The organism is Enterobacter sp. AN-K1 (genome assembly GCF_020971765.1).
Lineage (GTDB): Bacteria > Pseudomonadota > Gammaproteobacteria > Enterobacterales > Enterobacteriaceae > Enterobacter > Enterobacter hormaechei_C.
On sequence record NZ_CP087390.1, the window covers coordinates 4,217,485 to 4,242,397 of the forward strand.

General features: G+C 56.1%; 23 protein-coding genes. 5 read left to right on the forward strand and 18 right to left on the reverse strand.

Going from position 1 to position 24,913, the window contains the following annotated elements:
• Positions 1-37 precede the first annotated feature (37 nt).
• Positions 38-898, forward strand: a complete 861-nt coding sequence (gene pdxY / locus LOC22_RS20070) for a pyridoxal kinase PdxY (protein ID WP_015570669.1) — start codon at positions 38-40, stop codon at positions 896-898.
• A 90-nt stretch (positions 899-988) separates the two neighbouring features.
• On the opposite strand, the gene gstA is transcribed toward pdxY, so the two are convergent.
• From gstA to blr, 12 genes are all read right to left on the reverse strand, one after another.
• A complete protein-coding gene (gstA, locus tag LOC22_RS20075) occupies positions 989-1,594 on the reverse strand; it encodes a glutathione transferase GstA (protein WP_003857598.1) in 606 nt (201 codons plus the stop codon).
• Positions 1,595-1,699: 105 nt separating this feature from the next.
• Positions 1,700-3,208, reverse strand: coding sequence for a dipeptide/tripeptide permease DtpA (dtpA, locus tag LOC22_RS20080; RefSeq protein ID WP_017693548.1), 1,509 nt, complete (start codon positions 3,206-3,208; stop codon positions 1,700-1,702).
• 613 nt (positions 3,209-3,821) lie between these two features.
• On the reverse strand, positions 3,822-4,457 hold the full coding sequence (nth, locus tag LOC22_RS20085; RefSeq protein ID WP_015570668.1) for an endonuclease III: 636 nt from the start codon (positions 4,455-4,457) through the stop codon (positions 3,822-3,824).
• Positions 4,454-5,140, reverse strand: coding sequence for an electron transport complex subunit E (locus tag LOC22_RS20090; RefSeq protein WP_003857592.1), 687 nt, complete (start codon positions 5,138-5,140; stop codon positions 4,454-4,456). Before LOC22_RS20090 ends, nth begins: the two co-directional genes overlap by 4 nt.
• Before the next feature lie 2 nt (positions 5,141-5,142).
• Positions 5,143-5,763, reverse strand: coding sequence for an electron transport complex subunit RsxG (gene rsxG / locus LOC22_RS20095; RefSeq protein ID WP_017384591.1), 621 nt, complete (start codon positions 5,761-5,763; stop codon positions 5,143-5,145).
• 10 nt (positions 5,764-5,773) lie between these two features.
• Entirely contained in the window at positions 5,774-6,826 is a 1,053-nt protein-coding gene (gene rsxD, locus LOC22_RS20100) for an electron transport complex subunit RsxD (protein ID WP_015570666.1), read from the reverse strand.
• Positions 6,827-8,848: an electron transport complex subunit RsxC gene (rsxC, locus tag LOC22_RS20105; RefSeq protein ID WP_015570665.1), complete on the reverse strand. Its 2,022-nt coding sequence runs from the start codon at positions 8,846-8,848 to the stop codon at positions 6,827-6,829. It lies immediately after the preceding gene.
• Positions 8,841-9,419 carry an electron transport complex subunit RsxB gene (gene rsxB, locus LOC22_RS20110; RefSeq protein WP_015570664.1) on the reverse strand — a complete coding sequence of 193 codons (579 nt, stop codon included), beginning with the start codon at positions 9,417-9,419 and terminating at the stop codon, positions 8,841-8,843. Before rsxB ends, rsxC begins: the two co-directional genes overlap by 8 nt.
• Positions 9,419-10,000 (reverse strand): electron transport complex subunit RsxA, encoded by a 582-nt coding sequence (gene rsxA, locus LOC22_RS20115; RefSeq protein ID WP_000133206.1) that lies wholly within the window; start codon positions 9,998-10,000, stop codon positions 9,419-9,421. Before rsxA ends, rsxB begins: the two co-directional genes overlap by 1 nt.
• 76 nt (positions 10,001-10,076) lie before the next feature.
• A complete protein-coding gene (locus LOC22_RS20120; protein ID WP_017693547.1) occupies positions 10,077-10,517 on the reverse strand; it encodes a DUF2569 domain-containing protein in 441 nt (146 codons plus the stop codon).
• Positions 10,518-10,602: 85 nt separating this feature from the next.
• Positions 10,603-10,818 (reverse strand): transcription modulator YdgT, encoded by a 216-nt coding sequence (gene ydgT / locus LOC22_RS20125; protein ID WP_000217941.1) that lies wholly within the window; start codon positions 10,816-10,818, stop codon positions 10,603-10,605.
• A gap of 229 nt (positions 10,819-11,047) precedes the next feature.
• Entirely contained in the window at positions 11,048-11,173 is a 126-nt protein-coding gene (gene blr, locus LOC22_RS20130; protein WP_151884424.1) for a division septum protein Blr, read from the reverse strand.
• 239 nt (positions 11,174-11,412) lie between these two features.
• Between blr and LOC22_RS20135 the strand changes: the two genes are divergently transcribed.
• Complete coding sequence (locus tag LOC22_RS20135) at positions 11,413-12,453, forward strand: oxidoreductase (RefSeq protein ID WP_017693546.1); 1,041 nt, start codon at positions 11,413-11,415, stop codon at positions 12,451-12,453.
• A 56-nt stretch (positions 12,454-12,509) separates the two neighbouring features.
• Here LOC22_RS20135 and add read toward each other — a convergent pair whose 3' ends face one another.
• The 3 genes from add to malX all read right to left on the reverse strand — a co-directional run bounded on the left by add (position 12,510) and on the right by malX (position 16,419).
• Positions 12,510-13,508: an adenosine deaminase gene (gene add, locus LOC22_RS20140; protein WP_015570661.1), complete on the reverse strand. Its 999-nt coding sequence runs from the start codon at positions 13,506-13,508 to the stop codon at positions 12,510-12,512.
• Positions 13,509-13,604: 96 nt separating this feature from the next.
• Entirely contained in the window at positions 13,605-14,777 is a 1,173-nt protein-coding gene (locus LOC22_RS20145; protein WP_023296393.1) for a MalY/PatB family protein, read from the reverse strand.
• A gap of 49 nt (positions 14,778-14,826) precedes the next feature.
• Entirely contained in the window at positions 14,827-16,419 is a 1,593-nt protein-coding gene (malX, locus tag LOC22_RS20150) for a maltose/glucose-specific PTS transporter subunit IIBC (RefSeq protein WP_023324552.1), read from the reverse strand.
• 179 nt (positions 16,420-16,598) lie between these two features.
• Between malX and LOC22_RS20155 the strand changes: the two genes are divergently transcribed.
• Positions 16,599-17,627 (forward strand): Mal regulon transcriptional regulator MalI, encoded by a 1,029-nt coding sequence (locus tag LOC22_RS20155; RefSeq protein ID WP_017384586.1) that lies wholly within the window; start codon positions 16,599-16,601, stop codon positions 17,625-17,627.
• Positions 17,628-17,728: 101 nt separating this feature from the next.
• On the opposite strand, the gene LOC22_RS20160 is transcribed toward LOC22_RS20155, so the two are convergent.
• Positions 17,729-19,255 (reverse strand): YdgA family protein, encoded by a 1,527-nt coding sequence (locus tag LOC22_RS20160; protein WP_039270897.1) that lies wholly within the window; start codon positions 19,253-19,255, stop codon positions 17,729-17,731.
• A gap of 99 nt (positions 19,256-19,354) precedes the next feature.
• Complete coding sequence (gene manA, locus LOC22_RS20165) at positions 19,355-20,530, reverse strand: mannose-6-phosphate isomerase (protein WP_230239156.1); 1,176 nt, start codon at positions 20,528-20,530, stop codon at positions 19,355-19,357.
• 199 nt (positions 20,531-20,729) lie between these two features.
• On the opposite strand from manA, the gene fumA reads away from it, so the two are divergent.
• Positions 20,730-22,376 (forward strand): class I fumarate hydratase FumA, encoded by a 1,647-nt coding sequence (fumA, locus tag LOC22_RS20170; RefSeq protein WP_230239157.1) that lies wholly within the window; start codon positions 20,730-20,732, stop codon positions 22,374-22,376.
• A gap of 182 nt (positions 22,377-22,558) precedes the next feature.
• Entirely contained in the window at positions 22,559-23,953 is a 1,395-nt protein-coding gene (gene fumC, locus LOC22_RS20175) for a class II fumarate hydratase (RefSeq protein WP_045332164.1), read from the forward strand.
• Here the strand turns inward: fumC and tus are convergent, their stop codons facing one another.
• Entirely contained in the window at positions 23,954-24,883 is a 930-nt protein-coding gene (gene tus, locus LOC22_RS20180; protein WP_230239158.1) for a DNA replication terminus site-binding protein, read from the reverse strand.
• Positions 24,884-24,913 lie beyond the last annotated feature (30 nt).

Genomic DNA, 24,913 nt, shown 5'->3' on the forward strand with positions numbered 1-24,913 from the left:
CGCCCCTTTTGTTTTGACAGGGTTTGGTAAGTACAACATGAAGAACATCCTCGCCATTCAGTCCCACGTTGTGTTTGGACATGCTGGCAACAGCGCTGCGGAATTCCCGATGCGCCGCCTCGGCGTTAACGTCTGGCCCCTCAATACCGTCCAGTTCTCGAATCACACCCAGTACGGTAAATGGACCGGCTGCGTAATGCCGCCGTCGCATCTGACGGAAATCGTTCAGGGGATTGCGGATATCGACCAGCTTAAACGCTGCGATGCCGTACTGAGCGGCTATCTGGGTTCGGCGGAGCAGGGGGAACATATCCTCGGCATTGTGCGCCAGGTGAAAGCGGCAAACCCCGCGGCGAAATATTTCTGCGATCCGGTGATGGGACATCCGGAAAAAGGCTGCATCGTAGCGCCGGGCGTTGCGGAGTTTCATGTCCGTCATGCATTGCCCGCCAGCGATATTATTGCCCCCAACCTGATTGAACTTGAGATCCTGTGCGAGCATCCGGTCAACAGCGTAGAAGAGGCTGTAAGCGCCTCTCGTGAGCTGATCGCCCAGGGGCCAGAGATTGTGCTGGTTAAGCACCTGGCACGCGCAGGGTTGAGCCAGGACCGTTTTGAAATGCTGCTGGTGACGAAGGATGAAGCCTGGCATATCAGTCGACCGCTGGTGGATTTCGGTGCACGTCAGCCTGTCGGGGTCGGGGATGTGACCAGCGGTTTGCTGCTGGTGAAGCTATTGCAGGGCGCGAGCCTGCGCGATGCGCTGGAGCACGTCACCGCAGCCGTTTATGAAATCATGATTGCGACGAAGACGATGCAGGAATATGAGCTCCAGGTCGTCGCGGCGCAGGATCGCATCGCGAAGCCGGAGCACTATTTTAGCGCAACGCAGCTTTAGAAAACGCCCGGCGCCGCTGCGCTTGCACGGGCCTACGGAATTTATAGGCCGGGTAAGCGTCAGCGCCACCCGGCAATCCAGGCCGCTCGGTTAATTCAACCCTTCCGCTTTCAGCGCCGCTGCCACCGCAGGACGCTCCGCCACGCGCGTCATATACGATGCGACATGGTCTAATCCTTCCATGTTCAGCTTAACCGCGCGCGCCCAGCGCAGAACGGTAAACAGATAGGCATCGGCGATGGTGAAACGCGAGCCACAGATCCACTGGTCGTCTTTCAGCGCGTCGTTAACGTACTGCAACTTTTTCTCCAGCAGCGCGCGCACGGTAGGTTTGTACTCTTCCGGCGTGTCCGGGCGGAACAGGGGCGTAAAGCCTTTGTGCAGTTCGGTGGCAATATAGTTCAGCCACTCCAGCGTTTTATAACGCGCAATGCTGCCGGTGGGGGCAAGGAGCTGACGATCCGGTACGTTGTCCGCCAGGAATTGCATAATCGCCACCCCTTCGGTCAGCAGGGTGCCATCATCCAGCAGCAGGGCCGGAACCTGGCCTTTTGGGTTAATCGCAAAAAAGTCATCCCCGTTTTCCAGACGCTTTTTCATCAGGTCAACGCCGTCCAGCGTGAAATCTTTACCGCTCTCGCGAAGCGTAATATGGGAAGCAAGAGAGCAGGCGCCCGGTTTATAGAACAGTTTCATCGGTAACTCCTTTTTGCTGAGGTTCCAGCTATGTTAGTGCGCGTTCGGATAAAAAAAAAGCCGCTAATCAATTAGCGGCTTCTGTTCAGTCGTTTCCCGATGACATTACGCGTTCGCGGTTTTGATCGCTTTAGCGGATTTGTCGTCGTCCTGCGTCATACGATTCAGTTTAGGTGCGGTCAGCAGCATCAGCACGGCAATCACGGCGGTCGCGATACCAATTTGCATGAACACGGTGCCGTAGACATTCAGGGAAACCAGCGGGTCGGTAACGTTGTCTGGTACCGCCATCAGGTTCGCAATCTTACCTGCGATGATAGCCGCGCCAGCGGTGGTCAGGAACCAGCTACCCATGATGAAGCCCATCAGACGCTGAGGGACCAGCTGCGCAACCATCGCCAGGCCCAGACCGGAGATCATCAGTTCACCGATGGATTGCAGCGCATAGCTCAGGATCAGCCAGTTAACAGACACGATACCCGCGTCGGTCGCGAATTTCGTCCCCAGCGGCAGCACCAGGAACGCGCCAGAGCACAGCACCATACCGATAGCGAACTTGTGCGGCATAGGCAGACGGTCGCCCATCTTGTTATAGATAGCGGCCAGAATCGGGCTACCAATCATGATCCAGAACGGGTTCAGGGCCTGATATTGCTCCGGCTCGAACGCGATACCAAGGATGGAGTGCTCAACGTTGCGGATAGCGAAGAAGTTCAGAGACGTTGGCATCTGGCTGTACAGAACGAAGAAGATGATCGCTTCCAGCATCAGGATGAACGCCACAATCATCTTACGACGTGCCGCACCCTGCATCGCAAAGGCTTCTTTCGCGAAGATAAACACGATACCCAGCGCAACCACGCCCAGTACGGCACGTGCAACGCCCTGGTTGTGCAGCAGCCAGGTGGCGACAGCGGCAAGGATCACGATGCCGACGATGGTTGCCAGCAGTTTGCCCATGTGCACGGGTTCGAAGTCTGGTTTTGAACCATAGTCTTTAACCCAGCTACGGCAGAACAGGAAGTTCACAACGGTGATCAGCATACCCACGAAGCTCAGCGCAAACGCTACGCTCCAGCCGAATTTTGCGGCCAGCCATGGGGTTGCCAGCATAGAGAAGAAGGAACCGATGTTGATGGACATGTAGTACATGGTAAATGCACCGTCCAGACGTGGGTCATCTTTGCTGTAGCAGGTAGAGAGCAGGGAAGACGGGTTCGCCTTGAAGAGGCCGTTACCTACCGCGATGGTAGCCATGCCCATGTAAACCACACCTGCATCGTGCCCGGACCAGGCAACCAGCCCATAGCCAATCGCCAGAACAACGGCGCCCAGCATAATGACTCGTTTAGTACCGAGAACTTTATCGCCTAACCAGCCGCCGATAGCGACCAGGCCATACACCAGGGCGCTGAAGGAAGAGAACAGCGTGATGGAATCAGCTTCAGACATACCCAGCTGTTTAACCAGGTAAACCGCCATGATCCCTTGCAGGCCGTAGTAGCCAAAACGTTCCCATAATTCGATCGAGAAAATGAGATAGAACGCTTTAGGCTGTTTGAAAGCGTTAAGACTTACGCTCTCATCTGTTGGTTTATTGTTTGCAGTAGACACATATACCTCTTTTTTTACATCCCATATTAACGGGGGTGTTCATAGCGTGATGACCGTAGTCCATCCGCTTTATAGTTATATTGGGAGGGGAAACGGCGGGTAATGTTCACTATCCAGCCCCATCTGGCAATACGTTTGTAATAATCTGTTACATATAACTCTGGCGGTATAATCATCGGTTCATGCAAATGTTATACAGCGTTAAATCTCATCCGTTCAAAATTGATGGTTTTTTTCACTGTAAACGACCCTGTTCAACGGCTGTATGGCGATATGTTCTGCTATTTTGGGTGATTGGCAGTGATATAGCCCATATTCTGAAAAATGACTGGTCTTATGTGCGGTGTGGAATCGATGAAATCTTGTCTGACAAAGGGGGTGGGCGGGTTTTAACAACAAAAATCCAACATCAGGTTATCAGAGTGATCGCGATCACAGATGTATAGAAATTTTTGGTGATGAAAAAACTATTAACCTGTTTGAGTGTTAAATGACCGAAGAATCGACAATGCGTAAAGGAGAAAGAGAGGGCAATTTATGGTCAATCGGGAAGATATCAGAGCCCTTGTTAATTTTAAGGGCTTGAACAGGTAAGAAGTAAGGTGGTTTACGCTCAGGGATAGACTTTTTCTTTGTATTCGCAGAGATCTTCGATAATGCAGGAACCGCAGCGTGGCTTACGGGCAATACAGGTATACCGTCCGTGCAGGATCAGCCAGTGGTGGCAGTCCACCTTAAATTCCGCAGGGACCACTTTTAACAGCTTCTCTTCCACCTCTTCCACGTTTTTACCCGGCGCGAACCGGGTGCGGTTAGAGACGCGAAAGATATGGGTATCCACGGCGATGGTCGGCCAGCCAAACGCCGTGTTCAGCACCACATTTGCCGTTTTACGCCCGACGCCCGGCAACGCTTCCAGCGCAGCGCGGTCTTCCGGGACTTCGCCGCCGTGCTGCTCCAGCAGGATCCGGCAGGTCTTAATGACGTTTTCGGCCTTGCTGTTAAACAGGCCAATGGTCTTGATATAGGATTTCACACCTTCAACGCCCAGCTCCAGCATGGCCTGCGGCGTATTGGCGACAGGGTAGAGCAGGGCCGTGGCTTTGTTGACGCTCACGTCCGTCGCCTGTGCAGAGAGCAGCACCGCGATCAACAGTTCAAACGGCGAGTTAAAATTCAGCTCTGTCGTTGGATGAGGATTCTCATCGCGCAGGCGCGTCAGGATCGCAATGCGTTTCTCTTTATTCATACTGCTTTCTCGGGGATCCCTTCCTGTACGCTGCGCTCAGCGGCGCGGCGTTTACGTTTTTCATCAATCAGGTATTTTAACGCCAGCATCATCCCAAGGCCAATGAAGGCTCCAGGCGGCAGCATGGCCAGCAGGAACGGAGTGTCCGTATGGAACACCTCAATACGCAGCGACTTCGCCCAGCCGCCAAGCAGCGCGTCCGCACCGTCGAAGAGCGTACCGTTGCCCAAAATTTCACGCAGAGAGCCGAGGACGAACATGGCGGCAGTCGCGCCCATGCCGATGGAAAAACCATCCAGCGCGGATATGGCCGGATTGTTTTTCACCGCAAAGGCTTCAGCGCGGCCTACGACAATACAGTTAGTCACGATAAGCGGAATGAAAATCCCGAGCGACTGGTACAGGCCAAATGCGTAGGCGTTAATCAGCATTTGCACCACGCTGACCACCGACGCAATGATCATGACATAGATCGGAATACGGATTTCCGACGGCGTCCAGCGGCGCAAAACAGAAATGGAAAAGTTAGTCAGGGTCAGCACCAGCGTGGTCGCCAGCCCCAGCCCGAGCGCGTTGGTGGCGGTAGACGTCACCGCCAGCAGCGGACACAGCCCCAGCAGCTGTACCAGCGCGGAGTTGTTCTTCCAGAGACCCTGGACGATAACCTCTTTAACCTGGCTCATGGTCACTCCTCACAGGTGGAAAGATGATTGATCTGCGCGGGCAGCGTTTCGGCATACAGCCCGGCGCGCTTGACGGCGTTGACCACCGCGCGTGGGGTAATCGTGGCACCCGTGAACTGGTCAAACTCGCCGCCATCTTTTTTCACCGCGAAAGCAGGATCGTCTTCGCCATGAATCATCTTTCCGGCGAAGTGTAAGATCCAGTCGCTTAAGCGTGTTTCAATTTTGTCGCCAAGGCCCGGCGTTTCGTGATGCTCCGTCACGCGCGTGCCCAGCACGGTGCCGGAAAAATCGCTGCCCACCAGCAGCTGAATCGCACCGGAGTAACCGTCCGGCGCGGTGGCTTCCATGACGGCACCCACGGGATTATCGCCCTTGCGGGCAATATAAACGCGATGGGGTCCTTTACCGAGCTGCGGAGCCTGCACGACAAAGCAGCTTTTTTGCAGGTCATTATCGTAGAGGTCGGATGGGATCACCTGATCGAACAGCGTCTTTTGCTGCTTCATTGCCTGCTCTGCAATGGTAGTTTTCGTCAGTTCATTTACCAGCGCGGTCAGCCCGGTGAGGGCGGCAGCGAAGATCGCCAGCGTAACGCCGTGTTTTTGCATTGTTTTTAGCATGGCGTGACCCTTAGCGATGACCGTACACGCGTGGCCGCGTGTAGTAGTCGATGAGCGGAACGGTGATGTTAGCCAGCAGCACGGCAAATGCCACGCCGTCCGGATAACCGCCAAAGCTGCGAATAAGCCAGACCAGCAAGCCCGCCAGCGCGCCGAAAATCAGACGACCACGGTTGGTGGTAGACGCGGTGACCGGATCGGTCAGAATAAAGAATGCCCCGAGCATGGTCGCGCCGGAGAGCAGATGGAGCTGCGGGCTGGCCAGTGACTCAGGTGAGATGACCCAGCCGAGCGTCGAGCAGACGGCCAGCGTCACCAGGAAGCTCACCGGAATATGCCAGCGGATCGCCTTCTGTTGCAGCAGGAACGCGCCGCCCAACAAATAGGCCAGATTGACCCACTGCCAGCCAGCACCCGCCAGTACGCCGCTGTAAATAGACGATTTCATCACCTGCTCCACGCTGTGTCCGGCACGCAGGGAGGTTTTGAAGGTATCGAGCGGGGTGGCCTGGCTGATGCCGTCCACGCCCATGCGAAGCGCGTTCATATCTGCGCCCAGCGCGGTGTGGCCGGTAAAGATAACGTGCAGGGCATCCATAAAGCCGGGGACGGTGGCGGCGATCTCATGCGGCGGCAGCCAGCTGGTCATCTGTACCGGGAAGGAGATCAGCAGTACCACGTAGCCAATCATCGCCGGGTTAAACGGGTTATGGCCCAGCCCGCCGTACAGCTGCTTGGCGATGATCACCGCAAACACCGTTCCCAATACCACCATCCACCACGGGGCGAACGGGGGAATGCTGATGGCCAGCAACAGGCCGGTCAACAGGGCGGAGTTATCGCTCAGGATGCGAGTCACTTCCATTTTGCGCAGCTTCAGGATCGCTGCTTCCGCTGCGACGGCACTGGCGCAACCCAGAACTAACTGGAAAAGCGTACCCCAGCCGAAAAACCAACACTGTACGGCAATACCTGGCAGCGCGGCCAGGCACACCAGCATCATAATACGCGATGTCTGGCGCTGGTTATGGGTATAAGGGGAACTTGCAATTCTGAAAACCATTTAATCCTCGTTAACGGCTTGCTGCGCGGCTTTCTTTGCCTGAACGCGCGCAATCGCGGCGGCGACTGCGGCTTTGCGTGGATCGTCGTTGGCGGCCGCAGGCCGTTCGTCCTGCTGTGCCGCTTTTCGTGCTTTGGCACGGGCGATGGCCGCTTCAACGGCGGCTTTACGCGGGTCGACAGGCGCTTCACTCTCTTCGGCAGGCTGAACCTGTGCCGCTTTTCGTGCTTTGGCACGGGCGATAGCGGCTTCAACGGCCGCCTTGCGCGGATCCGTCGCTTCCTGTTCAACCACCACTGTCTGCTGACCGGCCTTACGGGCTTTTGCCCTGGCGATAGCCGCTTCCACTGCCGCTTTACGCGGGTCGATATCGGCTTCCGGTTTGGCGTGTTGCGCTTTCTCCGCCTGACGCGCGCGAGCTTCGGCTTTACGCGCTTCGCGGGCCGCAATCGCTTCGCTGTTGTCCGGTCTTTCTCCCGGAGCGATCACAACCGTCTGGGCGGCGGTGGCTTTCTTCTCGCGCACGCGGGCCAGGGCTGCGTTAATGGCATCCTGATCTTTCGCCGCAGGCTGGACGGCAGCCTGCTTATGGCGTTCCTGACGGGCTTGTTTCTCGCGCTCCAGTCGCGCCTGACGCGCTTCAAAGCGGGCCTTCGCTTCAGCGGCACGTTTTTCTTCCATGGAGATGGCGTAGATTTCGGCTTTCTCCTGACGGAAGTATTGCACCAGCGGAATATTGCTTGGGCAGACCCAGGCGCAGGCACCGCATTCAATACAGTCAGCCAGGTTATGCGCCTGGGCTTTATCGTGCAGCTGGCCTTTGCTGTACCAGTACAACTGCTGCGGCAGTAAATCTGCCGGGCATGCGTCCGCACAGGCGCTACAGCGTATGCAGCCTTTCTCTTCCTGCGTTTCGCCCATCTCCGTTGGGGAAGGGGCGAGCAGGCAGTTGGTAATCTTCACCACCGGCACATCCAGCCACGGCAGGGTAAAGCCCATCAGCGGGCCACCCATAATGACCAGTTGATCGCTACCCGGGCAGAAGCCAGCCTGTTCCAGCAGATGACGCACCGGCGTACCCAGACGCGCCCAGACGTTGCCGGGACGGGAGACGGACTCACCGGTCAGCGTGACGACGCGCTCGGTCAATGGCTCGCCGTCAATCACCGCACGTTTCACCGCGTAGGCGGTTCCCACGTTTTGCATCAGCACGCCGATGTCGGACGAACGGCCCCCGTGGGGGACCTGTTTGCCGGTCAGGATCTGCGTCAGCTGTTTTGCCCCGCCGGACGGGTATTTGGTCGGGATCACTCGCAGGGCGATATCGTGGCTGTCCGCCAGTACCGCACGCAGCATCGAAATGGCCTGCGGTTTATTGTCCTCAATACCGATCAGCACTTCGCGGGGTTGCAGAATATGCGCAAGAATGCGAATCCCTTCCACCACCTGCGCGGCACAGTCCTGCATCAGACGGTCATCGGCGGTGATGTACGGTTCGCACTCGGCGGCGTTGATGATCAGCGTTTCGATTTTATCGCCGCCGCCGTGAAGCTTAGCGCCGGTCGGGAAGCCTGCGCCTCCCAGACCCGCCACGCCGAACTGATGAATGCGTTCAATCAGCGCTTCACGGCTGTGGGAACGGTAGTCGCTCCAGCCGTCACGATCGATCCAGCGGTCTTCACCATCGGCTTCAATGATCACGCTCAGCTCAGACAACGCCGACGGATGGGCAACGGTATGGGGGGCAACAGCCACCACCTTACCGGAAGTCGGGGCATGTATCGGCAACATCCGTCCGCGACCAAAGGTCAGCGGCTGGCCGCGAAGAACGCTATCGCCTTCTTTCACGCACAGTTCACCTTCCGCGCCGATATGCTGTTTAAGGGGCATAACGTAACGGGTCGCCAGCGGGATCTGGCGCAGCGGCGTGCCGTTAGACTGCGATTTCATCTCAGGCGGATGAATGCCGCCGTCGAAATCCCAGATCTTCTCTTTTCTGAAGGCAGAAAATAACTTAAGCATGTTGTTCCACAGGAATATTGCGAACCGGAATGGTCTGAAGGTCCCACTTCCAGCTTTCAGTAGTCGTTTCAACCGGGCGTAGTTCTATACACTGCGTCGGGCAGGGCGCCACGCAGAGATTACAGCCGGTGCACAGATCCGCCACAACGGTGTGCATCGCGCGCGTTGCGCCCACAATGGCGTCAACAGGACACGCCTGAATACATTTGGTGCAGCCAATGCAGTTGGCTTCGTCGATGACAGCAAGGGCACGAACGGGCTCCTGGGCCTGTTCATCGCCGTCGACAGGCTGGGGATCGACGTTCAGCAGGGCAGCTATTTTAAGCATGACCGCTTCGCCACCCGGTGCGCAGCGGTTGATCTTTTCGCCCTGCACGCCCACCGCCTCAGCGTAAGGGCGGCAGCCAGGGTAGCCGCACTGCCCGCACTGGCTCTGCGGTAAAAGTTCATCAATTTTTTCAACCACCGGATCGTCCTCCACCGCAAACCGGCGGGAGGCATAACCCAGAATGATGCCAAAGACGAGTCCCAGTACGCTGATGGACGCGATGGCAATCCAGATAGCACTCATTACAACTTCACCAGACCACTAAAGCCCATAAAGGCCAGAGACATTAAACCTGCGGTCACCAGAGCGATGGCGTTACCGCGAAACGGCGCGGGAATATCCGCCGCGGCCAGACGCTCGCGAATCGAGGCGAACAGGACCATAACAAAAGAGAAACCGACCGCCGCGGAAAAACCGTACAGCGCCGATTGCAGGAAATTATGCCCAAGGTTGATATTGAGCAGCGCCACGCCCAGCACCGCGCAGTTGGTGGTGATGAGAGGCAGGAAAATGCCCAGCAGGCGATACAGGGCAGGGCTGGTTTTCCGCACCACCATCTCGGTAAATTGCACCACAACCGCAATGACCAGAATAAAGGACAAGGTGCGCAGGTAGAGCATGTCCAGTGGGATCAGGATCCAGGTATCAATCAGCCATGCGCAAATGGAGGCCATCGTCATCACGAAGGTGGTCGCCAGCCCCATGCCCATTGCCGTCTCCAGCTTTTTGGAGACGCCCATAAACGGGCACAGGCCAAGGAACTTCACCAGTACGAAGTTATTAACCAGCACAGTTCCGACAAAGAGCAGTAAGTAATCGGTCATTATTTAGCCTGAAATAAAATAGCCGCCTATTATCGGATAAACGACAACAGGCCACAACAGGTTAACTGTAAGGTTATTACGGGTTGACAAAGGTCTTCTTAACGCGCGTCGAACGCTTGAAATAAGGGACCAGAAGCGCCGTCGCCAGTAGCGGAAACAGTAACTGGCGAACCGCCAGCGCGTCAGACACTGGCGAGAAAGCGAATGCTTTGACAGCCAGCAGCACGGAGACCAGCAGCCAGATAATGTAATGTTTTGGCACGTTTTTGCGGCGTTTGAAGAAGGCGATAGTCAGCCACAGCGTGTAGTACCACATCGCGATCGCGAAAACGAACGACACAAACCACGTTGCAATATTGAGCGCACTCTGGGACATCAGTGTCTGGATAGCATGAGGCGTAACCAGTGCGGTGGTGTATAGCAACAGCGCCAGCGAAGCGCTTAATAATGCCACCAGCAGCCATGCCAGCGGGGCGATTAACCAGCCCCCAATTCTCTCTCCAGGCAATGCGGTCATACGCTCTCCCATAGTCTGCGCGAAATGTTATACAGAAATTTGCAGGGCGGAGAGTATATAACATTTCACGCCGAAGGCTACTTTCTTATACAACGTAACGCCATACGGATTTAGGCACTTCCCCCACATTGAACAGACGACCGCCAGAGACCAGTTCGGCGCGACGATGGTCAGCAGCGCGGTACATATTGATGATGTCCTGATTATCCGACAGCGTGTAGTTCAGATGGTCAAACAGTTTTTCCAGGCTTTCAAGGGAATTGATCTTGCGAAATTTTAATAAATAGTCCTGAACTGTCATGTTAATAAGTTTCCATATAAAAGGGTAATACCCATAAAGGTAATGCGTTCGAATAATAAACGGATTAATAAAGACGTAAACTGTCCACTCGGGTAACGCGACGAAATTAGGAGTTTTCTTTGCGAAGATTCAGGCATCAGCAGATGCCTGGAAGAGAAGGGTAACCCCGTTCATTACGGCTGGCAATACGTTCCATGACGTAATGTGTCACGCTTTATGACGACACGGCTTACTTTTGTTGTGCGACAGTAACAGGCTCCGGCGGCTGGTAGTTATCGATATGGCTGGCAATGCCGAGCAACACGACTGAAACCCCAAGGACAATCCATCCCGCTAATTCAATGATTCGATTAATTATTGACGACATAATTTGTGTTTGTAATTTATCCATAAATACAGATTACAAATGTTACAGCGCCCTTTTCGCCAGAGCAAGCGCTTTGGGAACGATTCCCCGAACCCATATACACACTTTAATGCGAGGTAACAAAAAACGCTGTCGCAAGATGCTATTTTAACTCACAGGGCACATTATTAATCTGTGCGTTAAGCACAAGGCCAGTGATAAATAAGCGCACAGCGAGGGGGCAAACGATGAGTGAAAACATCCGCGTCGGTCTTATTGGCTACGGGTACGCAAGCAAAACCTTTCATGCACCGCTGGTTGCCGGCACGCCGGGAATGGAACTGGCGGCTATCACAAGCAGCGATGAGACTAAGGTCCGCGCCGACTGGCCAGCCGTGCCGGTGGTAACGGAGCCTAAGCATCTGTTTAACGATCCTAATATTGACCTTATTGTCATTCCTACTCCTAACGACACTCATTTCCCCCTGGCGAAAGCGGCGCTGGAGGCAGGGAAACATGTTGTTGTCGATAAGCCCTTCACCGTGACGTTGTCACAGGCGCGCGAGCTGGATGCGCTGGCGCGAAGTCTGGGTCGGTTATTATCGGTCTTTCACAATCGGCGCTGGGACAGCGATTTCCTGACGGTTAAGGCGCTGATAAACGAAGGTACGCTCGGCGAAATTGCCTTTTTTGAGTCGCATTTCGATCGTTATCGTCCGCAGGTGCGAGATCGCTGGCGCGAGCAGGCGGGACCGGGTAGCGGCATCTGGTATGACTTAGCGCCGCATCTTCTCGATCAGGCCGTTCATCTGTTTGGTTTGCCCGTGAGCATGACGGTCGATTTAGCGCAGCTCAGGCCGGGGGCGCAGACCACCGACTATTTCCATGCCATTTTGAGTTATCCGCAGCGGCGCATTGTGCTGCACGGGACAATGCTTGCGGCGGCGGAATCGGCCCGCTATATCATTCACGGGGCGCGCGGCAGCTATGTGAAGTTCGGCCTGGATCCGCAGGAAGAGCGCCTCAAAAATGGCGAACGCTTACCGCAGGAGGACTGGGGCTACGACATGCGCGACGGGGTGGTGACGCGTGCGGAGGGGGAGGTACTGGTTGAAGAGACGGTATTGACCCTGCCGGGGAACTATCCAGCGTATTACGCCGCCATTCGTGACGCGCTGAACGGTTCAGGTGAAAATCCGGTTCCGGCGAGCCAGGCAATCCAGATTATGGAGCTGATCGAGCTCGGGATCGAATCTGCCAAACATCGCGCAACGCTCTGTCTGGCATAAGTGCCAAACGCTTTCGTAGGCCGGGTAAGCGCAGCGCCACCCGGCAGTAAAGAGGACTACTGAGCAACTTTATCGCGCAGCGCCTGTTTCTCTTCAGGCGTCAGGAAGGCGATCTCCAGCCCGTTGATTTGCGCCTGACGGATCTGCTCGCGGCTCAGCCCGGCCTGTGGTGCGGCGATGTTGTATTCGTGAATAATATCCACGCCCTGAACCGCCGGATCGTCCGTGTTCAGCGAAGCCAGCACCCCGTGCTCGAGGAAGGTTTTCAGCGGGTGTTGCGCCAGCGACGCCACTGTACTGGTCTGAATATTGGAGGTCAGGCAGGATTCGATTCCAATACGTTGTTCGGCGAGGAAATCCATCAGCGCGCGATCTTCAATGGCTTTCACGCCATGACCTATACGTTCCGCACCCAGTTCACGAATGGCCTGCCAGATGCTTTCCGGCCCCGCGGCTTCCCCCGCATGAACGGTAATATGCCATCCTGCATCACGTGCGCGGTTGAAATGAGACAGGAACAGACTGCCCGGGAAGCCCAGCTCGTCACCGGCCAGGTCGATGGCGGTGATCTGGTCGCGATGCGCCAGTAATGCTTCCAGCTCCTGAAGACAGGCCGCTTCACCGAAGGTACGGCTCATAATGCCGATCAAACGCGCCTGAACGTCAAAGGTTTTGCAGCCTTCACGCACGCCTTCAATGACCGCTTCAACCACGCCCGCTACGGGGAGGTTGTGGGTCATCGCCATATAGCCCGGGGAAAAACGCAGTTCGACATAGTGCAGGCCGTTGCGCGCGGCATCTTCGATGTTTTCAAAGGCGACGCGGCGACAGGCATCGACCGAGGCCAGCATTTTCACGCCCCAGTCGAGCTTGCTCAGAAAACTCACCAGATCCGGTTCGTTCGACGTGACCTGAACATGCGGGATCAGGGTTTCAAGCGTTTCGGCAGGGAGGGTTAAATTGAACTGGCGACCAAGATCGAGAATGGTTTGGGCACGAATGTTTCCGTCGAGGTGGCGGTGAATATCAGTTAAAGGCAGGCGTGTATCAATCATGGTCGCACTCTTTGCTGGTTAAAGTGCGCCATATTATAAAAATAAAACGGGGTAAAAAGCTATTTGCGCAAGGGAATATTCCGTTGCGCAAATGATTTACAGCAGAGTGTTGATGCCAGCGATAAGGCGTTGAACGCCCTGTTCAAGCTTACTACGCGGACAGCCAGCGTTCAGACGCACATAGCCTTTACCTTCATCCCCATAGGTATATCCCGGCATGATGGCCACTTTTTGCTGATCAATCAGCACGTTTTGCAGCGTATTGTCATCAATGCCAAGCGGGCTGAGATCGATCCATGCCAGATAGGTGGCCTCGGGCGGTTGCCAGTTGAGTGTCGGAAATGCAGTATTCAGTTCGTCAGCAATGTAGCGCAGGTTTTCTTCGAGATAGGTCCGCAGCGCGTCCAGCCAGGGTTCTCCCTGTCGGTAGGCAGCAATATGCGCGGTCAGCGCCAGCACGGAAGGGGAAGAGAGTCCGTCCCGACCTTTTAATGCATTCAGATAGGCGCTACGGCTGGCGTCATCGGCGATAAGCCCCCAGGCACCCGTCAGCGCCGGAATGTTGAAGCTTTTGGAACCCGAGGTCAGCAGCGCCCATTTACCGCGCGCAACCTCATTCCACGGGGTATGACGATGCGTGCCCCATACCATGTCCATATGAATTTCGTCGCTGATCACCGCTACGTCATAACGTTCACACAGGGCCGCCATTGTGGTCAGCTCTTCCCGCGTCCAGACTTTGCCGGTCGGGTTTTGCGGGCTACACAGCAGCAGCACCTTGTTTTCCGGTTTTGACAGCGCCGCTTCCAGCCCGGCCATATTGCCCTCCCAGCCATGCGCTGTTTTCTGCATCGGCACGGAAACAACGGTACGCTGGTTGCCTTCGATGGCTTTATAAAAGGCATCGTAAGCCGGGGTATGGACCACCACGCCGTCGCCAGGCGAGGACCAGAGGCGGATCAGCTCCGAGACCATATAAATGACCGACGGCCCATACACCACGGTTTCGGTATCAATCTGACTGTTAAAGCGTTGCCGGAACCAGTGCGCCACGGCGGCCAGAAATTCGTCATTTTTCCAGCGACTGTAGCCAAACACCCCGTGGTTTATTCGCTGGTGCAGCGCATCGGTAATGCAGGGGGCGGTGGCGAAATCCATATCAGAGATGGTGAAGGGCAGCAGGTCGGCAGCGCCAAAACGGTCAGCGACATAATCCCACTGGGTACACCAGGTGCCGTGTCGATCCACGACGGTAGAAAAATCAAACATGACGGTGCTCCGTAAAGTAAAACCCCCTCATGACGAGGGGGGCGAGACATCAGGCTTCGACGGTTCGCATCAGGGTTGCCAGCTCATCCTTCACTGACTGTACCTGCGGGCCAATGACGACCTGCAAATTGTGCTGATTTAACTGTACTACGCCAATAGCCCGGTTAGCTTTAAGTGCGTTGGTATCCACTTTGGACATGTCCGCCACCGACAAACGCAGGCGGGTGATGCAGTTATCCAGAGAGGTAATGTTATCCGCACCGCCCAGCGCCGCCAGAATAGCCGGCGTGTTATATCCGGATTTCCCAACGGTACCAGCTACCGCCTGTTCAACGCTGGTGGCCGTATCGGTATCGCGGCCAGGCGTTTTCAGGTTAAAGCGGGTGATGGCGAAGCGGAAGATCCCGTAGTAAACCGCGAACCAGATGGCGGCCACAACCGGCACCAGATACCACTTGGTGGACAGACCGTGCAGGATACCGAAGACCACGAAGTCAATCACGTTACCGTCGGTGTTACCTATGGTCACACCGAGCACAGCCATCACGGTAAAGCCCAGGCCCGTCAGTACGGCGTGGATGAGGTACAGTACCGGCGCTACGAACAGGAACAGGAACTCGATAGGTTCTGTCGTACCGCCCACCACGCAGGCAATAACGCCGGAGATCAGCAGACCTTTAATTTTATGACGATTTTCCGGACGGGCACAGTGGTACATCGCCAGCGCAGCGCCCGGCAGGCCGCCGAGGAAGGCAGGCATTTTACCCTGAGAGAGGAAACGCGTCGCACTTTCAGAGAAGCCGTGAGTGGTCGGGCAGCTCAGCTGGGCCTGGAAGATGGTCAGCGCACCGCTAACGGAATGACCGCAAACGTCCATGGTACCGCCGGCTTCGGTAAAGCGGATCAGGGCAACCAGGATATGCTGTAAACCAAATGGCAGCAGCAGACGTTCACCCGTACCGAAAATCATCGGGCCGAAATCACCCGCGCCATTGATAATGCGGCCGATACCGGTGATCCCCATGGCAAAAATCGGCCAAATCAGAGGGATGATCAGACCAAACAGACCCATCACAACCAGCGTAATGATTGGCACAAAGCGGGTCCCGCCGAAGAAGGCCAGCGCATCGGGCAGGCGGATGTTGTGGAAGCGCTCGTGCAGCATCCAGATAATCACCCCCGCGATCACGGCTCCAAGGATCCCGGTATCGATGGACTGAATACCAATCACGCTCTGAATGTTATTGGCTTTCAGTACCGCCGCGTCGGTCGTCGGCAGGATCCCTTTGGCAGTCAGCCAGAAGTTAACCGCAAGGTTCATCACCGCATAGCCAACGAAGCCCGCAAACGCCGCCACGCCTTTGTTTTCGCGCGCCAGACCCAGAGGAATGGCGATACAGAACATTACCGGCAGGAAGCTAAAGGCAAAAGAGCCGACCTTGCTCATCCAGATGAAGATCGCCTGAAGTACCGGATTTCCGAGGAAAGGGATCAGGGTAATGACGTCGTGGCTGCTTAACGAGCTGCCGATCCCCAGCATGATCCCGCAAAAAGAGAGAAGCGCCACGGGCAGCATAAAGGTTTTACCCAGTTGCTGGAAAAACTCCCACAGCGATATTTTTTGTGCTGCTTTCGTCGTCATAAAACGACTCCTTAAATGGTAGAAAGAGATTTAACGACCTCGATGGGGCGAGAAGATAAAACGTTTTATCAAACTTTAGTGCGCGCTAAATCACATTCTCAGGCTTTTACTGGTAGTATAAAGATAACGTATTGATAAAACGTTTTAGCGATCTCATTATCAAGGAGTCACGCCACCACATGGCTGTAGCGAAAAAGATCACCATCAACGATGTCGCGCTGGCGGCGGGGGTTTCCGTCAGCACCGTTTCGCTGGTATTGAGCGGGAAGGGGCGCATCTCTCCTGCAACGGGTCAGCGCGTCAACGAGGCCGTTGAGCAGTTAGGCTTTGTGCGTAATCGCCAGGCGTCGGCGCTGCGCGGTGGGCAAAGCGGGGTGATAGGGCTGATCGTTCGCGACCTCACGTCGCCGTTTTATGCAGAATTGACCGCCGGGCTTACCGAGGCGCTTGAAGCGCAGGGGCGAATGGTTTTCCTGCTCCACGGTGGGCGCGAACCGGAGCAGCTGCTCTCCAGGCTGGATATGCTGCTGACGCAAGGGGTGGATGGGGTGATCGTGGCCGGCGCGTCCGGCGTGGGCAGTGAATTGTGTGAGCGCGCGGCGCAGAAAGGCGTACCGCTGGTGTTTGCCTCGCGCGCCAGCTATCTCGACGAAGCCGATACCCTTCGGCCAGATAACATGCAGGCCGCGCAAATGCTGACCGAGCATCTTATTCATCGCGGCCATCAGCGCATCGCCTGGCTCGGCGGTAAAAGCTCGTCCCTGACGCGTGCCGAGCGGGTGGGCGGTTACTGCTCCACGCTCATCAAATACGGCCTGCCGTTTCACAGCGAATGGGTGGTGGAGTGTGAATCCAGCCAGAAAAAAGCCGCGGAAGCCATCGGCACGCTGCTTCGCAACAGCCCGACGATCAGCGCGGTGATTTGCTATAACGACGTCATTGCGATGGGGGCGTGGTTCGGTTTAATCCGCGCCGGACGCCAGAGCGGTGAGGGCGGGGTAGAAACGTTCTTCGGCCATCAGGTGGCGCTGGGGGCATTTGCGGATGTCGGTGAAAATGCGTTAGACGATCTCCCCATCGTCTGGGCGACGACGCCGGCTCGTGAGATGGGGTACACCCTGGCAGACAGGATCATGCAGCGCATTGAAAATACGGACGTGCAGGCCGGGCATCAGATTGTGGCTGCGCGGTTAGTGACGGTGAAGTAAACGCTTTGCTTGCATGGGCCTACAACGACTCAGGATCGGAGGCCGGGTAAGCGTCAGCGCCACCCGGCAATAAAAAACCCCTCATGCGAGGGGTTTTTCGTTTACTGCTGCGGTACTGCCGGCGGCGCTGCCGGTTCAGCCGGTGCCGGCATGCCCAGCGTCGGCATACCAAACATACCGACAAACTCTTCCAGCGGCATTTTGTCGCCGTTGAGCGTCACCTGGCCATTCGCATATTGCAGGCTGGTGGAAATGGTGTTGTCTTCCACCTTCGTGATGCGGAACATCTGGCCCATCGCCGCCAGGCCTTTCACCTGTTGGTTTGCCAGTTTGCCTGCATCTTCTTCACCATACCCTTCAAGTTTCGCAATCTGCGTCATGAACTCGGTCGCCATATCCATCGGGATGGTCAGCTTGCTGTCGAGCGATTTCACGCTGCGGTCAACTTCCTGCGCCAGGGTCTGCGGTTCGCCGGTCGCAGCGGCCGGATCCTTCAGGAACAGCGACAGGTTGAAGTTGGTTTCGCCTTTGCCGTTTTTCCAGCTCAGTGGCGCAACGGTAATCACCGGCTCGCCCTTCAGCAGGATCGGCAGGTTATTAAACAGCACCGTCATCGCCTGCTGCTGGTACGCCTGCGGGTTCTGTTGCAGGGCGGCATCGGTCAGCAGAGCCTGGCTCTCTTTACTGTATTTCTGACTGAATTCATGCCACGCCTGGCCGTCAATGTTGCCGATTTTCAGAGACAGCTTACCGGTACCCAGATCCTGATTCTGTACTTTCAGGCTTTTCAGGCTGTAATCCAGCTGGGTGTTGATGCTTTTACCGTCTTTGGAGACGTCAGACTTACCGTCCAGATCCATGCCTTCCAGCACCGCCATCTCTTTGCCTTCGATCGCAATGGCGATCTTATCGAGGCTCAGTTTCTGGTCGCCGATACGCTCATCAAAATCGGTCATACGGCTATTGCCGCTGGCTTTAAGGTTGTTGAAGGTAAGCTGAACCTTCTGGTTATATTCATTGACTGAATTCACCAGGCCGCTGGCGGCATCGCCGGTCAGGGAGACATTCTTGCCGTCGCGATCGGCATCAAGCTGGAAATTACCGCCGCTGAAGGCGACTTTGTCAGTGCCTTGTTCGTAATTCAGGGCTTTCAGGTCGATGTCGGAATGCGTATCACCGGCATAGCTGATGCGGGTATTGATCTCAAACGGCGACTCATTTTTCGCCATATCGAAAATCGGCTTCGTCACCTCGTTATTCACCAGTACGGTTCTGGCGGATGCCATGGAGGGGATCAGGTTAAACTTTTTCAACTGCGCCAGCGGGAACGGACCGTGGCTGACCACTTCATCCAGCACCACGCTCTGGCCCGGTTTCAGCCAGGCGTTCTGATTACCCGCAACCGGCTTCACCACCACCTGCATATGGCTGGTAAACACGCCACGCTGGTAGTTCTGGTAGCTCAGCTCCAGACCTGCTTCAGGCGCGCTGCGCTTAATCTCGCTGTTTGCCTGCGTCATCATCTCTGCCAGACGGCTTTCCAGCTGTTTCCCGGTATACCAGGAAGCACCCGTCCAGATCACGCCTAAAGCAACAATCACTCCTACCGCTACGACCGATTTTTTCATTGCGATTATCCCTAAAATGAAACCAGGCGGTTAAAACCGCCTGGTGTTACAACGCCTGTTACTAGCTTAGCAAGAGTTGTTAAAAAATTCAGTAAGTCCCTAAAGCTTATTAAAAACACGCGCCAGGCGACCGGTGCCGCTCACCCGGACAGGCGACTCGTTGGCCGCGACAAAGGCGGATTCACCCGGTTTAAGCACCAGACGCTCGCTATCTTTGTGCAACGTCGCTTCGCCTTCTACACAGAACAGGATCGCGGCGCTCTCCTGTGCAATGGCGGTTTCGTCTGCGCTGAGGTCGTGCAGCGAGAAGGCAAAATCGTCAACCGGAATCGGGAAGTCCAGCTCTGCGCCGTTTTTCACCGGCTGAGTAAGCAGCTCCGCAGCAGGTTTTGCCACGAACTTCACGTTGGCAACCAGCTCAGGGATGTCGATGTATTTTGGCGTCAGGCCCGCGCGCAGTACGTTATCGGAGTTAGCCATCACCTCCAGTGCCACGCCGTTGAGGTAGGCGTGCGGGGTTTCAGCGAACAGGAACATTGCTTCGCCCGGGTTGAGCTTCACCACGTTCAGCAGCAGCGGAGAGAAGAGACCGCTGTCGTCCGGATAAAACGCGGAAATTACGCGAATGGTGTCCCATGGCTCACCCTGCTGGCTGTTCAGCGCGGCTTTCAGCACCGCCAGCGCGTGGGATTTTTCCTCGCCCTGCATATTCAGCAGGCTGGCAAACAGCTCGCTCAAGGCTTCTGCGTTCGGGTTTTCCAGGAAATGGGCGATCGCGTTGTGAGCCCCGGCGACCGGTTGCAGCAGGGAGATGATCTCGGAAAACTCGCGGAAGGCATTCATCGCCAGGAAAGGGGTAAGGGCGAAAACCAGTTCCGGCTTGTGGTTAGGATCTTTGTAGTTACGCTCTGCGGCGTCTAATGGAATACCGGCGGCATTTTCTTTGGCAAAGCCCAGCTCAGAGGCTTTTTTGTTCGGGTGAACCTGAATGGAGAGCGGCTGGTCGGCGCACAATACCTTGAACAGAAATGGCAGCTCACCAAAACGATTCGCCACTTTATCGCCGAGCAGTGCGGCTTTGTCGGCGTCGATGACGTCACGCAGGCTGCGAACCTGGCTGCTGGCATCTTCAATTTTTGAGCTGCTCTTCGGATGCGCGCCCATCCACAGCTCTGCCATCGGCAGGTTGTCCGGGTTGGCGATGCCGTAGAGATCCGTTAACGCAGTTTTACTTCCCCAGGCGTAGTTTTGCACTGAGTTGATGAGTTTTTGCATTATCAAGCCCTGATTCATATGTGGAATTAACTCCGCGTATTAAAGCAATAAACCGAATGGAAGTAACCTGCGGATGTAAAAAGTCGTACTAGTCTCAGTTTTTGTTAAAAAATTGTGTAGGATAAGCTGACTCGCTTTTAAGCCGGGCAGCGGAACATCTGCCCTGAATAAACAGACCGAAGCAGTAAGTGAGAGAACAATGTCGAATAAACCCTTCCATTATCAGGATCCTTTCCCCCTCAGTCAGGATCAGACCGAGTATTACCTGTTAACCCGCGATTACGTTTCTGTCTCTGAGTTTGAAGGGCAGGAGATCCTCAAAGTTGACCCGCAGGCGCTGACGTTGCTGGCGCAGCAAGCCTTCCATGATGCTTCCTTTATGCTCCGTCCGGCGCATCAGCAGCAGGTTGCTGATATCCTGAGCGACCCGGAAGCCAGTGAGAACGATAAGTACGTTGCCCTGCAATTCCTGCGTAACTCTGATATCGCGGCGAAAGGCATTCTGCCGACCTGCCAGGACACCGGCACGGCGATTATCACCGGTAAAAAAGGCCAGCGCGTCTGGACCGGCGGCGGTGACGAAGCGGCGCTGGCGCGCGGCGTTTACAATACCTACACCGAAGACAACCTGCGCTATTCGCAAAACGCGGCGCTGGATATGTACAAAGAGGTGAACACCGGCACCAACCTGCCTGCGCAGATTGACCTCTACAGCGTCGACGGTGACGAGTACAAATTCCTCTGCATCGCCAAAGGTGGCGGTTCAGCCAACAAAACCTATCTTTACCAGGAAACCAAAGCGCTGCTTACCCCGGGCAAGCTGAAGAATTATCTGGTCGAGAAGATGCGCACCCTCGGCACCGCGGCCTGCCCGCCGTACCATATCGCGTTTGTGATTGGCGGTACGTCTGCCGAAAGCACCCTGAAAACCGTTAAGCTGGCCTCAACCAAATACTACGATGGCCTGCCAACGGAAGGTAACGAACATGGTCAGGCGTTCCGGGACGTGCAGCTTGAGCAGGAACTGCTGGCCGAAGCGCAGAATCTGGGCCTGGGCGCGCAGTTTGGCGGCAAATACTTCGCTCACGACGTGCGCGTGATCCGTCTTCCGCGTCACGGTGCTTCCTGTCCGGTGGGGATGGGCGTTTCCTGTTCAGCGGACCGTAACATTAAAGCGAAGATCAACCGCGACGGCATCTGGATCGAGAAGCTGGAGAACAACCCGGGCAAATATATCCCTGAAGAACTGCGTAAAGCGGGCGAGGGGGAAGCGGTACGCGTTGACCTGAACCGTCCGATGAAAGAGATCCTCGCGCAGCTTTCGCAGTATCCGGTCTCGACCCGTCTCTCCCTGAACGGGACGATTATCGTGGGCCGCGACATCGCCCATGCGAAGCTGAAAGAGCGCCTGGACAACGGCGAAGGGCTGCCGCAGTACATTAAAGATCACCCGATCTACTACGCAGGCCCGGCAAAAACGCCTGATGGATATGCTTCCGGCTCGTTAGGCCCAACCACGGCGGGCCGTATGGACTCCTACGTCGACCAGTTGCAGGCAAACGGCGGCAGCATGATCATGCTGGCGAAAGGCAACCGCAGCCAGCAGGTGACGGACGCGTGCCACAAGCACGGCGGCTTCTACCTCGGTAGCATCGGTGGCCCGGCAGCGGTGCTGGCGCAGGGCAGTATCAAGAGCCTTGAGTGCGTGGAGTACCCGGAACTGGGTATGGAAGCGATCTGGAAAATTGAAGTGGAAGACTTCCCGGCGTTCATCCTCGTGGATGACAAAGGTAACGACTTCTTCAAACAGATCCAGTCTTCCCAGTGTTCGGCGTGTGTGAAGTAATTCTGTAAATTGCCGGGTGGCGCTGACGCTTACCCGGCCTGCATTCTCGTAGGTCGGGTAAGGCGCAGCCGCCACCCGACATCAAAAAGAGCGCACAAAGCGCCATAACGTTTCTCAGAAGTCATCAATACTTATCTCTTAAGCATGTGAGCAATCCCATCTTTGTTATCAAGGAGTAAGTAATGACAATGCATCGCCGCGAGAAAGACTCCATGGGCGCCATCGACGTCCCGGCCGACAAGCTATGGGGCGCACAAACCCAGCGTTCGTTGGAGCATTTCCGCATTTCGACAGAGAAAATGCCCGTCTCGCTAATCCAGGCGCTGGCGTTGACCAAACGCGCTGCCGCCAAAGTCAATCAGGATCTGGGCCTGCTGGATGCCGATAAAGCCACCGCCATCATCAATGCCGCCGACGAAGTGCTGGCGGGCAAACATCCCGACGAATTCCCCCTTGCCATCTGGCAGACCGGCTCAGGCACCCAGAGCAACATGAACATGAACGAGGTGCTGGCGAACCGTGCAAGCGAGCTGCTTGGCGGCGTGCGCGGCATGGAGCGCAAGATCCACCCGAACGATGACGTGAACAAAAGCCAGAGTTCCAACGACGTGTTCCCGACGGCCATGCATGTGGCGGCCGTCATCGCTATCCGCGAGCAGCTTATCCCGCAGCTCAACGTGCTTAAATCTACGCTTAATGAGAAAGCGCAGGCCTTCCGCGACATCGTTAAAATTGGTCGTACGCACCTTCAGGACGCCACGCCGCTGACGCTCGGCCAGGAGATCTCCGGCTGGGTGGCAATGCTGGAGCACAACCTTAAGCATATCGACAATAGCCTGCCGCATCTGGCGGAGCTGGCGCTCGGCGGGACGGCGGTGGGCACTGGCTTAAACACCCATCCCGAGTACGCGGTGCGTGTGGCCGAAGAGCTGGCGAAGATCACCGGGCAGCCGTTTGTTACCGCTCCGAATAAATTCGAAGCGCTGGCGACCTGTGATGCGCTGGTACATACCCATGGCGCGCTGAAAGGGCTGGCGGCCTCGCTGATGAAAATTGCCAACGACGTGCGCTGGCTGGCCTCCGGCCCGCGCTGCGGCATCGGCGAAATCAGCATTCCGGAAAACGAGCCGGGCAGCTCCATTATGCCGGGTAAAGTGAACCCGACTCAGTGCGAAGCCATGACCATGCTGTGCTGTCAGGTGATGGGTAATGACGTGGCGGTTAACATGGGCGGCGCGTCGGGTAACTTCGAGCTTAACGTCTATCGCCCGATGGTGATCCACAACGTACTGCAATCGATTCGTCTGCTGGCCGATGGCATGGAGAGCTTTAACGAGCACTGCGCGGTGGGCATTGAGCCTAATCGCGAGCGAATCAGCCAGCTGCTGAATGAGTCTCTGATGCTGGTAACGGCGCTGAATACCCATATTGGTTATGACAAAGCGGCCGAAATCGCTAAAAAAGCGCATAAAGAGGGGCTTACCCTGAAAGCCTCTGCGCTGGCGCTGGGCTACCTGACGGACGCCGAGTTTGATGCCTGGGTCCGCCCGGAAGCGATGGTGGGCAGCCTCAGGTAATCACTGCGCCACATACAGGTGCAGCCGCGGAATAATCAGCTGTAGCGGCTGCGCCTGGGGTTTATAGCGATGCTGAACGTTTTCAGCATCGTAGTTCAACAGTTCCCCGATATCCGGCACCACCGCACCCTGATGGGCATCGTAGAGCGCAATCAGCGGCGTCGGGCAGGCGTATTGCACCTGCTTTTGTTGCCCGGCGTACCAGACGCGGGCGATAGGCTGCACCTTCACCGGACGCTTTATTTTAAGACGAGTATCAGCTGGCAGGGAGGCAATGCTGTGGTATTCCTGCTCCAGCCGTTCAATCCACTGTTCCCGCGACCACGGGGCGACCGTTCGCGGCGATTTCAGGCTTTTCTCCAGCTGAGCCATGATCTCATCGCGCGTGAAATTTTTAATGATGTGCTTGTTGGCCCAGCCGAAGCGCAGCGTGGCGGGATGGCGCAGTACCGTCAGCGTGCGGTAAGCATTCAGGGTGATCAGCCCCGGAAGCTGGCGATGCACCCATTCAAAACGGGCAGCCGGCGCCAGCCCGGACTCAACGGTTACAATCTTCTCAAACGCGGCTTTCAGCGTATTGATATGCGTAATCTGCGCCTCAATTCCTTCACGCGTTGCGGCATCCGTTTGCAGGCAGATGACGCCGGGCAGGCGAACGGCGGCCTTACTGCTGCGATTTTCGGACTGCTGCTGGATGAAAAGGCGACGAAAGTGCTGCAACGTCATTTCCAGCGCCGCCTTGCCAATATGCTGCGTCACCTCAATGGTGTTCAGCGGGTCGTGCTCCGCGCCTTTCGCCACCTCGGGCAGGGAAAAGACGCGGGCGGCCAGCAGGCGGCAGTCCTGAAGTTGCCCCGTGAGGGTCAGTAACGCCTGCTCTATTTCCCGAAATGTGGTGTTAAGCCTTTCGATGAGATCGTAAGTTGCCATGGCAGCCCTTAATTAGTTACAACATACTAC

Coding starts and splice junctions, on each gene's coding strand:
- pdxY (WP_015570669.1), top strand. CDS start 38: ATGAAGAACATCCTCGCCATTCAGTCCCACGTTGTGTTTGGACATGCT.
- gstA (WP_003857598.1), bottom strand. CDS start 1,594: ATGAAACTGTTCTATAAACCGGGCGCCTGCTCTCTTGCTTCCCATATT.
- nth (WP_015570668.1), bottom strand. CDS start 4,457: ATGAATAAAGAGAAACGCATTGCGATCCTGACGCGCCTGCGCGATGAG.
- LOC22_RS20090 (WP_003857592.1), bottom strand. CDS start 5,140: ATGAGCCAGGTTAAAGAGGTTATCGTCCAGGGTCTCTGGAAGAACAAC.
- rsxG (WP_017384591.1), bottom strand. CDS start 5,763: ATGCTAAAAACAATGCAAAAACACGGCGTTACGCTGGCGATCTTCGCT.
- rsxD (WP_015570666.1), bottom strand. CDS start 6,826: ATGGTTTTCAGAATTGCAAGTTCCCCTTATACCCATAACCAGCGCCAG.
- rsxC (WP_015570665.1), bottom strand. CDS start 8,848: ATGCTTAAGTTATTTTCTGCCTTCAGAAAAGAGAAGATCTGGGATTTC.
- rsxB (WP_015570664.1), bottom strand. CDS start 9,419: ATGAGTGCTATCTGGATTGCCATCGCGTCCATCAGCGTACTGGGACTC.
- rsxA (WP_000133206.1), bottom strand. CDS start 10,000: ATGACCGATTACTTACTGCTCTTTGTCGGAACTGTGCTGGTTAATAAC.
- LOC22_RS20120 (WP_017693547.1), bottom strand. CDS start 10,517: ATGACCGCATTGCCTGGAGAGAGAATTGGGGGCTGGTTAATCGCCCCG.
- ydgT (WP_000217941.1), bottom strand. CDS start 10,818: ATGACAGTTCAGGACTATTTATTAAAATTTCGCAAGATCAATTCCCTT.
- LOC22_RS20135 (WP_017693546.1), top strand. CDS start 11,413: ATGAGTGAAAACATCCGCGTCGGTCTTATTGGCTACGGGTACGCAAGC.
- add (WP_015570661.1), bottom strand. CDS start 13,508: ATGATTGATACACGCCTGCCTTTAACTGATATTCACCGCCACCTCGAC.
- LOC22_RS20145 (WP_023296393.1), bottom strand. CDS start 14,777: ATGTTTGATTTTTCTACCGTCGTGGATCGACACGGCACCTGGTGTACC.
- malX (WP_023324552.1), bottom strand. CDS start 16,419: ATGACGACGAAAGCAGCACAAAAAATATCGCTGTGGGAGTTTTTCCAG.
- LOC22_RS20155 (WP_017384586.1), top strand. CDS start 16,599: ATGGCTGTAGCGAAAAAGATCACCATCAACGATGTCGCGCTGGCGGCG.
- LOC22_RS20160 (WP_039270897.1), bottom strand. CDS start 19,255: ATGAAAAAATCGGTCGTAGCGGTAGGAGTGATTGTTGCTTTAGGCGTG.
- manA (WP_230239156.1), bottom strand. CDS start 20,530: ATGCAAAAACTCATCAACTCAGTGCAAAACTACGCCTGGGGAAGTAAA.
- fumA (WP_230239157.1), top strand. CDS start 20,730: ATGTCGAATAAACCCTTCCATTATCAGGATCCTTTCCCCCTCAGTCAG.
- fumC (WP_045332164.1), top strand. CDS start 22,559: ATGACAATGCATCGCCGCGAGAAAGACTCCATGGGCGCCATCGACGTC.
- tus (WP_230239158.1), bottom strand. CDS start 24,883: ATGGCAACTTACGATCTCATCGAAAGGCTTAACACCACATTTCGGGAA.